This is a genomic window from Aquabacterium sp. A08, assembly GCF_011742065.1.
On record NZ_JAAQQT010000582.1, the window covers coordinates 44,663 to 58,120 of the forward strand.

Annotated in this window: 13 protein-coding genes and 1 pseudogene; 6 read left to right on the forward strand and 8 right to left on the reverse strand. The window is 61.2% G+C overall.

The features are described from left to right. Positions 1-18: 18 nt before the first annotated feature. The gene (locus HA630_RS07335) at positions 19-624 is read left to right on the forward strand and encodes a PAS domain-containing protein (RefSeq protein ID WP_208300005.1); all 606 of its coding nucleotides are present in this window, start codon (positions 19-21) and stop codon (positions 622-624) included. A 119-nt stretch (positions 625-743) separates the two neighbouring features. After that, positions 744-1,472 (forward strand): GGDEF domain-containing protein, encoded by a 729-nt coding sequence (locus HA630_RS07340; RefSeq protein ID WP_166833736.1) that lies wholly within the window; start codon positions 744-746, stop codon positions 1,470-1,472. Positions 1,473-1,507: 35 nt separating this feature from the next. Here HA630_RS07340 and HA630_RS07345 read toward each other — a convergent pair whose 3' ends face one another. The 7 genes from HA630_RS07345 to HA630_RS07375 form a co-directional block, all read right to left on the reverse strand. Beyond that, positions 1,508-1,795, reverse strand: coding sequence for a hypothetical protein (locus HA630_RS07345; RefSeq protein WP_166833738.1), 288 nt, complete (start codon positions 1,793-1,795; stop codon positions 1,508-1,510). An 18-nt stretch (positions 1,796-1,813) separates the two neighbouring features. Next, complete coding sequence (locus HA630_RS07350) at positions 1,814-2,965, reverse strand: outer membrane beta-barrel protein (protein WP_166833740.1); 1,152 nt, start codon at positions 2,963-2,965, stop codon at positions 1,814-1,816. Positions 2,966-3,132: 167 nt separating this feature from the next. After that, positions 3,133-5,004, reverse strand: a complete 1,872-nt coding sequence (locus HA630_RS07355) for a polysaccharide deacetylase family protein (protein WP_166833742.1) — start codon at positions 5,002-5,004, stop codon at positions 3,133-3,135. Continuing rightward, positions 5,001-5,825, reverse strand: a complete 825-nt coding sequence (locus tag HA630_RS07360) for a hypothetical protein (protein WP_208300006.1) — start codon at positions 5,823-5,825, stop codon at positions 5,001-5,003. The genes HA630_RS07355 and HA630_RS07360 overlap by 4 nt, the downstream gene beginning before the upstream one ends. Positions 5,826-5,836: 11 nt before the next feature. Further along, a complete protein-coding gene (locus tag HA630_RS07365) occupies positions 5,837-6,853 on the reverse strand; it encodes a hypothetical protein (RefSeq protein ID WP_243855392.1) in 1,017 nt (338 codons plus the stop codon). Beyond that, on the reverse strand, positions 6,850-7,884 hold the full coding sequence (locus HA630_RS07370) for a polymer-forming cytoskeletal protein (protein WP_166833746.1): 1,035 nt from the start codon (positions 7,882-7,884) through the stop codon (positions 6,850-6,852). Before HA630_RS07370 ends, HA630_RS07365 begins: the two co-directional genes overlap by 4 nt. Beyond that, positions 7,881-9,227, reverse strand: a complete 1,347-nt coding sequence (locus HA630_RS07375) for a glycosyltransferase family 2 protein (RefSeq protein WP_371809222.1) — start codon at positions 9,225-9,227, stop codon at positions 7,881-7,883. The genes HA630_RS07370 and HA630_RS07375 overlap by 4 nt, the downstream gene beginning before the upstream one ends. A gap of 271 nt (positions 9,228-9,498) precedes the next feature. Here HA630_RS07375 and glmM point away from each other — a divergent pair. The 3 genes and pseudogenes from glmM to HA630_RS07390 all read left to right on the forward strand — a co-directional run. Next, positions 9,499-10,833, forward strand: a pseudogene (gene glmM, locus HA630_RS07380) (phosphoglucosamine mutase); the annotation flags it as partial. A 104-nt stretch (positions 10,834-10,937) separates the two neighbouring features. Beyond that, entirely contained in the window at positions 10,938-11,186 is a 249-nt protein-coding gene (locus tag HA630_RS07385) for a hypothetical protein (protein ID WP_166833747.1), read from the forward strand. Between the two features lie 227 nt (positions 11,187-11,413). Beyond that, on the forward strand, positions 11,414-11,764 hold the full coding sequence (locus HA630_RS07390) for a PRC-barrel domain-containing protein (protein ID WP_371809223.1): 351 nt from the start codon (positions 11,414-11,416) through the stop codon (positions 11,762-11,764). A 16-nt stretch (positions 11,765-11,780) separates the two neighbouring features. Here the strand turns inward: HA630_RS07390 and HA630_RS07395 are convergent, their stop codons facing one another. Then, positions 11,781-12,419, reverse strand: coding sequence for a glycine zipper 2TM domain-containing protein (locus HA630_RS07395; RefSeq protein WP_166833751.1), 639 nt, complete (start codon positions 12,417-12,419; stop codon positions 11,781-11,783). A gap of 46 nt (positions 12,420-12,465) precedes the next feature. On the opposite strand from HA630_RS07395, the gene HA630_RS07400 reads away from it, so the two are divergent. Continuing rightward, the gene (locus tag HA630_RS07400) at positions 12,466-13,404 is read left to right on the forward strand and encodes an IS5 family transposase (protein ID WP_166833507.1); all 939 of its coding nucleotides are present in this window, start codon (positions 12,466-12,468) and stop codon (positions 13,402-13,404) included. The last annotated feature ends 54 nt before the right edge of the window (positions 13,405-13,458 follow it).

The following is a 13,458-nucleotide window of genomic DNA, read 5'->3' on the forward strand; positions in this document are numbered from 1 at the left end:
TCCGCCGTGAAGGTTCTTATGCCTACGATCACGCTCAAGCCCAGCAATCCAGTCCAGTTGCGCGCCAGGGCACAGTCCAGTCTGACACGCCCTGTGGGGCTGGACGACACCCACGCCAGCGCGGCCAATGCGTTGCGCGTGCTTCACGACCTCGCGTCGTCATCTGAAACCGCTTCCGATGCCCTGGCCCTGCTGCACGAGTTGCAGGTGCACCAGGTCGAGTTGGACTTGCAGGCGGAAGACTTGCGCACCGCCAGCGCCGAGCTAGAGACGGCCTTGGCCCGCCAAGTGCAGCTATTCGACGCTGCGCCCGTTGCCTATTTGGTGGTTGACCCGCTGGCGCAGTTGCGTGAACTGAATGCGAAAGGTGCACAACAACTCGGCTTGGCGCGTGAGGCCTTGATCGGGCAGCGGCTGGATCGTTTTCTCACGGCACCCAGTTGTGTGGCTTTGCACCGGTTGCTCGCACTCGTCCTGCATGAAAATGCCACCCGTTCGGCGGTCTTGGTGCTGCAGGGCCAGGATCCCGCTCTGTCTACGGTCACGGCAATAGCCAGTGTCGATCCCGCGGGCACGGGCTGCCTGCTGGTTCTTTGCCCAGCGTCTGAGCAACTGCACCCATAGCGTTCAAACCGCCGAAACTGACTGTGTTCGGCAGCGTACCGAAGTTCAAGGTCGATGTCTCTACGATGTCCACATACCAGGGCGGTTGCCCGACAGACCTGAACTGCTGACCGTAAACAATGCCAAACAACAGCACCGGATGGGCGAAAGTGGAGGCGGCGAGCCGAGACGGGGCCGCGCCTTCCCTGAACTGGATTTATTTGTGCTTGCTCAAGGAGCAGCAACGGGCCGAGCGCTTGGAGCTTGAGCTTTCGGTGACCCGGGCTTCCTTGGTCCAAGCTACGTCCGCGTTGCAGGAAACCCGCGAAGGGCAGCACCAAGCCTTGCACATAGCGAGTCACGACGCGCTGACCATGTTGCTCAACCGGCAGACGTTCATGGCCCACTTGGCGAAGGTCATGGCATGCCAAGCCACAGGTGCTTCGTTCTTGGCGGTGTTGTTCATCGATCTGCACCACTTCAAGCGGGTCAACGACAGGCATGGCCATGCGATCGGGGACTGGGTGCTGCAAGTGATTGCCACTCGACTGGCTCAGGCCGTGCGTGAGGGAGATACCGTTGCGCGCATGGGTGGAGACGAGTTCGCTTGCCTGCTGGCCAACGTGACCACCCTGGAACAGGTACGCAGCGTGGCCACGAAGCTCAACGGGGTCATGGCCCAGCCCATCCAACTCGGCGTATTGCATCTCCAAGTCATGCCTGGCATGGGCATTACCACATACCGCCAGGGTGACTCAATAAATGCCATACAGCTTCTGGAACAGGCCGATCGGGCTTTGAGCAAAGCCAGGTTGCGCCAGTGCCAGTTTGCATTCCACAACCAACCAGAAGGTGATGAAAGCGCCTGAGGTTCCGGGGTCCGCCCCAGGCGCTGACAGTCGCTTCAGTGGCGGCGGCGCAACATGCTGACGAGGGTAACCGCAGTAGCCCCCAGCAATGCCGCAATCAAGATCGACTGGACGGGGCGGTGCCTGATGTGTGAAATGGCATTGCTTGATGCGTCCATGAGCTGACTCCGGCACTGACGCGAGGTATCGCGAATTGCCTCCATGCCCTCACTGGCCAGGTCGCTGATGCGCTCGGCGGCATGTTTCAGCGCCGGAGCGCCCTCCTGCAGGGCTTGGCCTGCGGCGTTGGCCATTTGTTTGGCGTTGGTGTTTTGCTCGGTCATGGCAGTCTTCCTTTGCTTTTAGCGAGAACCCGTGACTTCCACTTCGACCCGGCGGTCCGGTTGCAAGCAGGCGATCCGCTGGGTGCGTGGCATCGAGTCGGGGCAGTCAGAAACCTGGGTGACCGGCTGGCTTTCGCCTTTGCCCAGTGCAGTGATTTTTGTGGGGTCTTGTCCGCCTTGCGTAACCAGATAGGACTTCACCGCTTCGGCGCGCTTGACTGACAGGATCTGGTTGTAGGCGGCCGAGCCGATGCGATCTGTGTGTCCCTCTACCGTGATCGAGTCAACACGCGTGTTTGCCACCCGGTTCTTGAGGGTGTCCAGCTCTGGGCCCGGTTGAACGTTGGCCTGATCGAAACCGAACAGCGTGTCAGCAGACAAGCGCACTCTTTGAATCTCAGGCGCGACAGGCGCTGGCGGCAGTGCCGCCGTGACAGCGGGCGCTGCAGGTGGCGGTTCCGCCGCAGCCAGCGGGGCTGAGTACACCGGGTAGTCAGGCGCTGCCGCCACTGGAGTTCGGGCAACTCGGCCGAACGGAATGACCAGACTCATGGACGCCACGGTCACGTTGTTGTGGCTGCCAACGGCGTCCTTGATTCGGTAGCGTTCCACGTCGGCCCGCACCCACACAGCCGGGGTGATTTCGTACTGCACGCCCAAACCCACTTTGAGGTTGGTGTCGTTGTTCTTGCTGCTGGTTGGCACCGCTGAGGCAGCCCCGGTTCCACTGAAGTTGCTGCGTGACCAGGCGTGTTGGGCGCCAATACGCGCCTGTGCCGAGAATCGCTGCGTCAGCGGCATCGTGCCCACCAGATCCAGGTTCACGCCGTGGACCTTGGTTTCTCCAGCCAGCGTGCCTGCGGGCGAAGTGTTCGCGGTGAAGCTTTGTTTGCCCAGGTTGAAGTAGCCGCCTTCCAAGGCGATGTTGCGATTGAACTGGTAGCCCCCGAACAGCTTGTATGCGGTGTCTTTTTTGTCCGTGGTCGTGGTCAATGCACTCACGCCTGGCAGCAGGCCCTCTGTGACGCGAGATGCGTTGAGGTCTGTTCGGGAACTCCCAACGGCCACTCCACCGTAGTAGTGGCTCGCGTCCTGCGCCAGCACTGAAGTAACGGTGAATATGCTCAGGCTTGCCAGCCCAAGAACGCGTACAGTGAAAACAGTTTTCATAAGAGTCTTTCCTTTGGTGGAACGGTTTGCGCTGAATGCACACTTGGGTTTGTAAGTCTGTGGCGTCAAGGCGTCGGTGCGCTGGCAGACATAGGCCGTTGGTTCGTTCCAGCTGCTGTGTGTCGCCCTGTGTTCAAGCCACACTTGGTCAGCGTCTTGCACGCTGCTCAATAAGCCTCTGTAGGAGCGCTGCCCGGCAGGATCTGGACCACCAGTGTTTGACCCTTGTCCGCGGTCACTATCCAATTGGCGGCATCCCGATGCGTTGTGGCGTTGCCCTCAATCACATCGAACCCGCTGGCCGTCTCCAGCGGAAAGATCCAGCTCATCTCCTGCAGGTCGCCTGTTGTCTTCGCAACCAGTTTCCGTTCCCGTTTGCCCGGATGCGCAACGATCTGCCACTGCACCAGCTCACGTCGATCCAAGAAGTCGGCCAGCTTCTCCATCGTGTACCAGCGGAATCGTTTTTGGGCTGCCAGTGCCTTGGTCTGCCGGTCCAGGCGGTCAAGCACGTGCCCGTACTCCTCCGCAGCCGGTGGGTGAAAGTAGAACAGCCGTGCCACCCGGGTATCTGCCACATGATTCGCCAGCTCTTCCAGAAACCGGGCAATGTCCTCATCGCTGCGGGGCAAGGTCGGCTGGTCTAGCTCCTCGAAGGTTGCAATCTGGTGAAAGTTCGTCACTGGAAATGCCCAAAGGTGCGAGTTCGGCCGGTGCCCCTCGTAGTAAGAACGGGTCGGCCCCAGGCCGTTGTCACCAGTGAAGTAATAGGCCTTGAAGCCTTGTTCCTCCAGCCAGTGGGTGCTCCAGATGGGTTGGTTGCCCATGGGTGCTGAATAGCTGCGCGCGGGCTGCTGCATGATGTGGGACACACTGTCGTGGTTTCGCACCAGATAGGGCTGGTATTCATCTTGGTTGCTGGCGTTCGCGTTGTCGCCGAAGATGTTGTGGCCCCAGCCACCGTGGTTTCCTATCTCGTGTCCGCGGGCGAGTTGTCGCTTGATGAACGCCTGCATCTCGCGGTTGTTGTCCAGGTTCAGACCCATCCGGTCGCCATGCGCATACGTGTCCGGACCTGCCGTGAAGTGCAGCGAGTAGGGGCCACCGCCAAACCAGCCGTCCCGTTCAAGTTCCAGCAGCGGCTGGTGCGCTGCGTTTGAGTCGATGTGCAGGTTCAGGATCATGCCCCCCATACCCTGAGGAACCGGTGCCAGGCGGGGTTGAAGCAGCATTCCAACAGCGAAGTGGTTCAGCAGTCTGTGTAGCAGGTAGCCGTCTGTGCGGGTTTTGAGGTAGCCCAGGGGCAAATTGACAAACAGAACCTCGCCGTCACCGAAGCGGCGCTGCGCTACCACCACCGTGCCGGTGGGCGACTGCAGCAGCACGCGCGTTTCGTTTGCTGCAGTGACCTGGGTCTGAAACTGCGGATAGCGGAGTTTCTGGTAGCCGTAGGTCGTCAGCTCGCCCAAGGGGGGCAGCACCGAGTGCTTGAAGTCCAGCTTGCCCGGCTGCAGGCCGAGGTGCTGTTCTGCGGCGCGGCTGCCCAGCACCCTGTCCACGGCATAGGTGCTCTCGCGCAGATCCTGGTACATGGCGTAGCGTACGCCAACCAATCGCGACAGCCGCGACTCCTGGCCTACATAGCCGTCCTGGTGCTGAGCGGTTACGCCTGCGTCGAACGTGAGAAACAACCGCCCCCCGCCATGCACGTAGTCGTACAGCTGGGTGATCAGGAGGTCGGAGGCCTCCCGGTGGACGGAGTCGGGCAACAGCACACCGGCGATATGGCGCCGATTGCCACCAAACCGCATGAACTCGTCGTCGGTCATTGTAGTGATTGAGAGGCCTTCCTCTTGTGCTGCGTCCTGCCAGGCTTGGGCCACCGGAAGATTGCGGGCGCTTGCATCAGGCAAAAGCAGCACCACGGTTCCGTTGTTTTCGCTGGACAAGACGCGTCCAATCGCCCACGCGCTGCACAGGGCAAGCACAACCGCCAGCGTCCACCAGCTCAGAACTTTTGAGTGACGCCAATGCATCATGTTTTCACCTCGTTCGAGATCGCATCCGCGGGTGCCATGCTGGCCAGCCACGAGTACAGGGCCACAAAAATCATGAGGTCCAGCATGGCGCCGAAAAAGATGTACATGATGGGCATGAACAAGACCGAAAACTGTTGCAGTATCAGCAAATGCAGCAGCGCCTTGTGTGGCACCATCAATACAAAGTAGCCCACCAGCAACGCGGGGTAGAGCAGCTTCTGATGAGTCGGCACCCGCAGCACACCCCAGCCAAAAGCCAGCAGCACGGGCAACACCAACATCAAGGCAAAGCCTGCGTCCAGCGTGGCAGACAAGTACCCGGAAAGCGTGTGGGCGAAGCGCGACGGCACCATCAGGAAGAAGATCAGCGCGCTGGCTTGAACGAAACACAGTAAGCGCACCACGTACTTGATGGGCAGTTGTCGGTCACTGAGTGCGTATGAGGCCACATAGGCGCCCACAATCAAGGCGGCTGTAACTGTGCCGGTCAAGGGGCTGGGCAACTGCGCGTGGGCACTCCCGGCCAGCCATACCAGTGTCGACTCTCCGTCCACAGCCGCATGCGTCAAAGGCAGTGCCAGCCGCTCGGCCCACCACAGCAGCAGGTTGTGCCACAAAGTCATCAGCGGCCTGTGCAGCATCAGCAGCACAGCCATGGGCACGGTGGACATCAGCACAACACCCAGCAACGTAGTGGTGTTCCACCCGGTCCGCAGCAGGCTTCGGTGGGGCCCGGCGCCTTCCAGCGCGATGCGGGCGAGTTGCAGTTCCTCCTGCGCACTCAACAGCGCATTCTGCTGGGCGGGGGTCAGCCGTGTCATGGATGGGGTGTTCATTGTGGTGTGGGTGCCAGGTTGTCAACCGGTCGCTGGGGGCAGCCGGCTTTGTCTACTCTGGCCTGTATGGCGCGTGCGTTCAGAATTTGTGCGACCACTTCATCCGTCACCGTCCAATGAACCGTATGCCGATAGGGCAGCGCGACCTGCAGCCAGCAACGTGCTGACGCCAGGTCTTCGTGTTGCAACGCTGCGATGGCGATCAGTCCCCAGGCAAAGTCATGGTGAACCTGTGCCAGCCATTCGCTGCGATGCTCGGCCATCCACGCGTGGTAATACGCCCTGGCACCTCCGGGCAGGTGAGGAAAGTTCACCAGCAATGGGAATATCTGTGCAACAGCATCCGGGTAGAACGCGTGCGCCGTATCGCGCTGGCCTGGTTGGGTTGACACGAGGTAACGCTGGCGCTCCTTGTCCCAGAAGGTGGAAACGATGGCTTGCGTGAAGCTGGTTTTCGGCGTTTTGGTTGAACTGGGATGGGTGGCGTTGTGCGCCCAGAGTTCCAGGTTGTCCATGAACAGCCCGTGCTGATAGACAGGGGATACCAGATAGACACCACGGGCGGGGTCCACCAGGCGCGCCAGGGCAGTCCTTGCTGCGGCACGGCTGCGCACCCACGCCGGCCGCGAACGTTGCGAAGCGGGCAGGCTGTCTGCGAAAACCACCCACAGCCCCAGCAACGAATCGTCGGCATCGGCGGTCTTGCAGGCCGCCCACACAGGCCCATTGCGGCAATATCTGTCAAACGTGGCATCGGGCTTTTGCCGCAACAGCAGCCATTCGCCCCAGGCAGCGGCCAGAGCCGCAGTGTCCAACCCGTTGGCTTGTGCCAGCAACAGCGCCTGCAGTGTGAAGTAGGGGTCTACGGTGTCGCCGCCGCGCTGAACCGAGATCGCACCCGAAGCGTCGACGTAGCCGGTCAGGTCCAGTACGGGCTTGCGTTCCGCGGCCAACGCCGGGGTCACGGTCACCCACATGGCCATTGCCAAAAAAGACAAAATAAAACGTTTCATGCCGATCCCAAAACCACGCCGGCATTTCGTGCCCACACCGTGCCGTGCGTGGTCACACCGGAGGCTATCAGGATGTGCGTGGCGCTCACCGTGGTGGGCGCATGCATAGAGCCCACCCGTGCGCGGTTTAGCAACAGAACGTGGGTTTCTGACACCAGCGGACCACCCACCATGGCATTCCGCTCCAGGTGAATGGCACCCTCACAGACGACGGCTTTGGTGATCTGCGCCCCAGCCCCTACATGTATGCCCTTGTGCGCTTTCACGCTGCCCTCGATCAGGGCGCCTTCACCCACGCGCAGTGTCCCTGTCACCACCAGCGAGCCGATGAAGTGGTGCCAGGCAGGAATATCGCAATCGCCATCAATGCGCCATGCGTCGTTGCTCCAGCGCTGGGCGCCAGGTATGCGGCGCAGCATATGCAGTGTTGCCTGCCCCGGGTCATGAGGGGCAGCGGTAGACACCGGCACGTGCCCAAAGCGAAGTGTGGGTGCGTGCAGCCGCTCGAAGCAGCATCGAATGCCCAAGTTGATGGACACGCCTGAGGACAAACGCCGCACCGCCAAGCACGCATCGCCCAGCACCGCTTCCTGGTCTGCGTGTGCCCAGCCGCTGATGCGGCTGTGAGGTCCCAGCGTCAGACTTCCCACACACAAAAGTTCACGCAACTCGGTTCGGGCGGCCGCCTCCACATCGGCTGCCGCGTAAAGGGGCGTGTGGATGATGGTGTCGGCCCGCAACCGCAGTGCCTGGGTGCTGATGATGGGGCGCAGGCCCGGGCCATTGAACGTGTCCGCGCCACCATGGACTTGCGGTGCCCCAGCCGCAAGCCGTGCCTCGATCTGCGCGCGGAACTGCTGTGCCAGGTATCTGGTGTCACTGGTCAAGTTGGCTGAGACCCTCAGCGCGGTGCAGTCGCTGGGTTGGCGCCATTCTCGCCAGGCGGGCACGAATGGCAGCAGCAACAAGGTGCCGCATACCAGTGCGAACAGCAAAAAATTGGGCAACAGACTTTGCAGTGCGTCATTCATGAAGAGGTCTTTCGGTAGCGTGCAGTCTTGTGCCACACCATTTCGCGGCCACGAAGGCGGTCCATCACAGACTCCGCCAGGGCCGACGAAATTGCGAACAGGCTGGCAACGAAACACAGCAGATTGACGGGCAGCAGCCGGATGCGGCGGCGGTGCCCGTCCAGCAGCACGGCGATCACAATTTCATGGAATGCGGCAAAGTTGCCCAGGGCGCCATATGCCACCAGAGCCATCTGCGGAATGAACAGAGCGACCATGGTCCCGGCGTTTAGGTAATACAGCGAAAGCGCGGCCACCCAGCCCAGTAGCAGCACCGGGGGCATCATGAAGACCAGCAACAACATCGTTCCGTCGACACGTTCGCGCAGCGATGTTTTTTTGCTCATCAAAAGCTTCCAGCCATACCGGTACAGAACCTGGTTGTGGCCTTTGGCCCAGCGCTTGATCTGGCGCATGCGTACCGGCCATTCTTCGGGAACTTCTTCGTAACACTCTGCGCGGTTGTTGTAGATGGTTTTCCATCCCGCTATCAACAGCCGGAACGTGATGTCGGTGTCCTCTGCCAGGGTGTCGTCGTGCCAACCGCCCACGGCGGCCATGGCCGTGCGCCTGATGCCGCCCACGGTTCCCCCGTATTGCGGTACCCCGTGCAGGTTCATGCGCGCCTGCTGATCTACCTGGTAGCCCGCGGCGCGCTCCAGGTCCAGCATCCGTGTGAGGAGGTTGGCACCCACATTGAGCGGCACCACGCGGCCCATGACCGCGCCCACCTCGGGGTCAAAGAAGGGGGCCACCAGCTGCTTGAGCAAACCGCGGCCCGGTATGTAGTCCGCGTCAAAAATGATGGCGATGTCCCCTTCGGCACAGACCAGCGCGTCCTTCAGGGCGGCCGACTTCCCGGGCTTGCCGCCGCTTCGATGAAAAGCAAAAATCCGCGTCGGATGGCGGGCTGCATACGCGTCGATGATGGCGCGGGTGCCATCTTTAGAGCGGTCATTGACAGGCACGATCTTGACCCTGTTCGCTGGGTAGTCCGTCTGCAGCAACGCGTCCATGCAGCCGGCGATCACCTTCTCTTCGTTGTGCGCTGCAATGAAGACGGTGATCTGCGGCCACTGTGCGGTGTCGATGTCTATATAGGGGTGGCGCTGGTGCCCAAAGAGACGGTTCATGGTGAACAGCAGGTGGCGCACGCCATAGGCCATCATGATCAGCACGATGAGGCCCAGGCTCGCTGCCAGCATCACAACCAGAGGCCGCTCCCCCCAGTTCGTCAGCAGCCCTGCGTCGTCCAGCCCCTGCGCGTTGGCGTGCGCCGCCAGTGTGAAACCGCATCCAAGCACCAACCACTTCGGCCACGACCACGGAGTCCAAGTTCCAAGGGGCGTCAATCTGCGTTGGGAAGGTACGTAAGGTGGCACGAAATCGTCCGGTGGGTTAGTGGACGCATGGTGCGGCTCAAGCCTGGCGGGGTCTGTGCGCTGGCGAACACTGTGCAACAGGTACGCCAGCGCACAGACCTCAAACGTCACACCTTCTATGGTCCAGCTTCTCTATGAACCGGCTGTGGTCCTGTGCGGCGGCGGCCCATCCATTGAAGGGATACCCATGAGCATGCAAAAACAGTTCCGCACCGATGGTGTCCGCGCTCGTGTGGGTGTGGAGCCCATGACGCCACAGACCATCGTGCAGCTCGGGCACGCAGTGGGGCAGGTGATCACCGCACCGCGCAGAGCAAGAGGTTTTCGACCATCCGTCATGATCGGTACTGATACCCGGGCATCGGCTCCCATGTTCTCGGCGGCTTTGCAGGCGGGTCTTGCCGCAGCCGGGGTGGATACGGTCTTGTGTGGCGAAATGCCTACCCCGGGCGTTGCTTACCTGACGCGGCATCATGGTTGCCAGGCAGGTTTGGTGGTCAGTGCATCACACAACCCGTTTCACGACAACGGCATCAAGTTCTTCTCCGCCGAAGGCGACAAGCTGCCCGACGATCAGGAGCAGGCCATCGCGGTTGCCATGAGCGGTCCTTTGCCTTGCGTGCCTTCTACCCGGCTAGGCGCGACGAGATGCTTGCCGGATGCAGGGGCGCATTACATAGACTTCTGCAAGCATGCCCTGCCAGGAGGCATCAGCCTGCGTGGCCTGAAGATCGTGGTGGATGCCGCCCATGGCGCTTGTCACAAGGTGGCTCCAGCGGTATTCAGACAGCTGGGTGCGGATGTGATTGCGGTAGGCATTTCCCCCAACGGCGTCAACATCAACAGCAAAGTCGGGGCCACTGTTCCCAGGCATTTGGCGCGAGCCGTACTGGCACACCACGCCGACCTGGGGGTTGCGCTGGATGGTGACGGCGACAGGCTTGTGATGGCTGATGCCGCAGGCCGTATTTATGGTGGCGACGAACTTCTGTACGTCTTGGCCGTGGACGCTCAAATCAATGACCATCTTCAAGGTGGCGTGGTGGGAACGATGATGAGCAACCAAGGGCTGGAGCGGGCCTTGCTGCGGCGAGGCGTGCCTTTTGAGCGGGCTGCGGTCGGAGACAGACACGTCAAAACAATGCTCAAGCAGCGAGGCTGGCGCCTGGGCGGAGAAGGCTCTGGGCATTTGATCGGGTTGGACTGGCACAGCACGAGCGATGGCGTTATGGCCGCACTGCGTGTGATCGCCGCACTCAAAAGGTCCGGTCGTACGCTGGCTCAGTTGTGCGATGACCTTTGCATGAACGCGCAGTACCTCGTCAACGTACCCATTGCGGCCGGTCTGGTGCCTCTGGACAAAGACTGGATCTCGCCATTCCAGGAACGTGCTGACAAAGAAATCAACGGTGTCGGGCGGGTGCTATTGCGGACCTCTGGCACCCAGCCCGTGGTGCGGGTGCTGGTCGAATCCGCTTCACTGGCAAGGGCCAGGGAGTTGGCCCAACGGCTAGCCCAGGAGATGAAGAGCACGCTCAACGTCGGTGCTGCAGCCGCCCCATTCATATCCACTGATAAGGTGAGCCGAGGGGTAGCCCGCCGCCCCGCCATGGCGCTCAGCCAACAGACGATATGAAAGATGACGCCTATTTTGATGCCGCATCTGGTTCCGTCCGGTTCTGGGTGGAAGCGGAAGGGAGCTATCTGGGTGCCAGCATCTCGAGTGCTGTCTTGCGTTACCGCTACAGAGGTGGCGACCCGAACCCAGACCCGCTGCAAATCTATCTGGATCATATGCATGAAATCGACGAAGCCGTTCGGAAAAGAAGCGCTGCAGGTTCTCGTGAACCGATCATGGTCAGGGAGCCAGACTTTGGTTGAGGGTTCGTTTTGCGCGCGGCTGCATTCGAATGTCTGAAAGCGTACAGACGTAACCCTCGCATCACCTTAGTGTGAACACGGCAAGCCAAGCTGCTTGCGCTTGAAACTGTCTATATCCAAAGGTGATTCAAATGACATCCAATGATCCAAGCATGTTCTCGACGGCGCAGTCAACGACTGCCTCAGGTTCTGGACCTGATGCGCGTCACGGACCTGGACCGTACCTCATGGGCGCCAAGACGCTGATTGGTAACGACGTCTACAACAAGGAGTCTCTCGACCTGGGCGACATCAAGGAAATCATGTTGGACATGCGCACGGGCCGTGTCAGCTATGCCGTGCTGTCCTTCGGGGGCTTTTTCATGGGGATGGGAGAAAAGCTTTTTGCCGTACCTTGGGGCGCCATGACGCTGGACACTGACAAGAAGTGCTTCGTGCTCGACGTCAAGCGCGAAAAGCTCGAGAACGCCCCAGGCTTTGACCCGAAGCACTGGCCCGACATGGCCGATGAGAAGTGGGAGGCCAGCATCCACTCGTTCTACGGCACCCGCCCGTCAAACGGGCAGGCGCCGCTGTAAACACGGCTTGACCCGCTCACGAGCGGGGTTCGCCGCGCCGATTGACCATCACCGTATCCCCAGGCCGCGTTGCGGTCTGAATCCGGTGCTCTTGTCCGCGGAATGTGTACGTTGCTTCCCAGTGATCAGGTACGCCGCTGGCTGGCATGGTGGAACAGCGCTGCACATCTTGGGTCTGCGCTGTCGTGTCTTGCGTTCTGCCACCTAGCCGCGATCCGACCACTGCGCCGGCCACGGCGCCACCTACAGTTGCAATGTCTTGGCCGCTGCCGCCTCCCACTTGATGCCCAAGAATTCCTCCTATCAGGGCTCCGGCGAGCGCTGCAGGTACGTTCGTATTGGAACGCGGCGGCATCACAATCGCCTCGCGCTCAATCCAGCAGCGCTGTTCCGGCGGCCCCATGACTGCGCGCACCGAAGTGACCGGAACCTTGTACAGTCGCTCGCTTCCTCTACGGCGGGAATCATAGATGGCCATTGGGTCGGGAGCCAGGCGCGACGCGTCAACATGCTCGTTGGCCGGTACGATGCGGGCCGACACCACGCGGCCATACAGTCCCATCGAACCTGGTGATGGATACCGGCCCTGGCGCAGCACCATGCAGCGTCCTTGCAGGCGTGTTTCCTCGCAGACTTCCCAGCGCTCGTCCAGCACGGCTCTGTTGCACAAATCCACCCCAATCAGCTGCTAGGCTCGCAGCATGAGTGAGAGCAAGCGCCCCAGGGGCAAGTACAAGACGACGAACTGGGCCAGCTACAACGCCTCACTCAAGGCACGCGGGTCACTGACGGTCTGGTTGGACAAAGGCATGCAGTGGTACGCCCCAGCCACCGGCAAGCGGGGTCGCCAACCCATCTTCTCCGATGCCGCCATCCAGTTCTGCCTGAGCATCAAGAGCCTCTTCAGCTTGCCCCTGCGCCAGAGCCTGGGAATGGTTGAAAGCCTGCTGCGACTGGCCGGTCTGGACTGGAAGGTGCCGGACTTCAGCACCGTGTGCCGACGTCAGAAGCACCTGAGCGTCAAGCTGCCCTACCGACCGAGCACCACCGCGTTGGACCTGTTGGTCGACAGCACCGGCATCAAGTTCCTGGGTGAAGGTGAATGGAAGCGCAAGAAGCATGGGGCGGACTATCGGCGCCAGTGGCGCAAGGTGCACCTGGCCATTGATGCCCACACACTGGATATCCGGGCCATCGAAGTCACCGACAACGGCACGGGTGACGCACCCATGCTGCCTGAACTGCTCAGCCAGATACCCGCAGATGAGCCGATTGCCAGCGTGGGCGGTGACGGAGCCTACGACACCAAGGCGTGTCATGCGGCGATAGCCAGACGCAACGCCCAGGCCATCATTCCCCCACGCAAGAACGCCCGGGCGTGGAAGAACAACCAGACGGGGGCCGCTTCACGCAACGAAGCCTTGCGAGCGTGCCAACGGCTGGGACGACGAATCTGGAAGAAGTGGATTGGTTACCACCGGCGCAGCCTGGTGGAGACGAAGATGAACTGCTTCAAGCGGCTGGGCGAGCGGGTGATGGCCAGGACGTTTGAGCGTCAGGTGACGGAGTTGCACATCCGTGTGGCCCTGCTCAACCGGTTCAGCCAACTCGGACGCCCGGTGACGGTGGCCGTGGCCTAAGTCCGTCTGGGGTTGGGGTTACTGCGTTCGCCCGGGCCTTTGTGCAACAACGCC

What these genes read in the sequence shown, in the direction of transcription:
- HA630_RS07360 (WP_208300006.1), bottom strand. Translation starts at nt 5,825, where the DNA reads ATGACACGGCTGACCCCCGCCCAGCAGAATGCGCTGTTGAGTGCGCAG.
- HA630_RS07365 (WP_243855392.1), bottom strand. Translation starts at nt 6,853, where the DNA reads ATGAAACGTTTTATTTTGTCTTTTTTGGCAATGGCCATGTGGGTGACC.
- HA630_RS07385 (WP_166833747.1), top strand. Translation starts at nt 10,938, where the DNA reads ATGAAAGATGACGCCTATTTTGATGCCGCATCTGGTTCCGTCCGGTTC.
- HA630_RS07390 (WP_371809223.1), top strand. Translation starts at nt 11,414, where the DNA reads ATGGGCGCCAAGACGCTGATTGGTAACGACGTCTACAACAAGGAGTCT.
- HA630_RS07345 (WP_166833738.1), bottom strand. Translation starts at nt 1,795, where the DNA reads ATGACCGAGCAAAACACCAACGCCAAACAAATGGCCAACGCCGCAGGC.
- HA630_RS07340 (WP_166833736.1), top strand. Translation starts at nt 744, where the DNA reads ATGCCAAACAACAGCACCGGATGGGCGAAAGTGGAGGCGGCGAGCCGA.
- HA630_RS07355 (WP_166833742.1), bottom strand. Translation starts at nt 5,004, where the DNA reads ATGATGCATTGGCGTCACTCAAAAGTTCTGAGCTGGTGGACGCTGGCG.
- HA630_RS07335 (WP_208300005.1), top strand. Translation starts at nt 19, where the DNA reads ATGCCTACGATCACGCTCAAGCCCAGCAATCCAGTCCAGTTGCGCGCC.
- HA630_RS07350 (WP_166833740.1), bottom strand. Translation starts at nt 2,965, where the DNA reads ATGAAAACTGTTTTCACTGTACGCGTTCTTGGGCTGGCAAGCCTGAGC.
- HA630_RS07400 (WP_166833507.1), top strand. Translation starts at nt 12,466, where the DNA reads ATGAGTGAGAGCAAGCGCCCCAGGGGCAAGTACAAGACGACGAACTGG.
- HA630_RS07370 (WP_166833746.1), bottom strand. Translation starts at nt 7,884, where the DNA reads ATGAATGACGCACTGCAAAGTCTGTTGCCCAATTTTTTGCTGTTCGCA.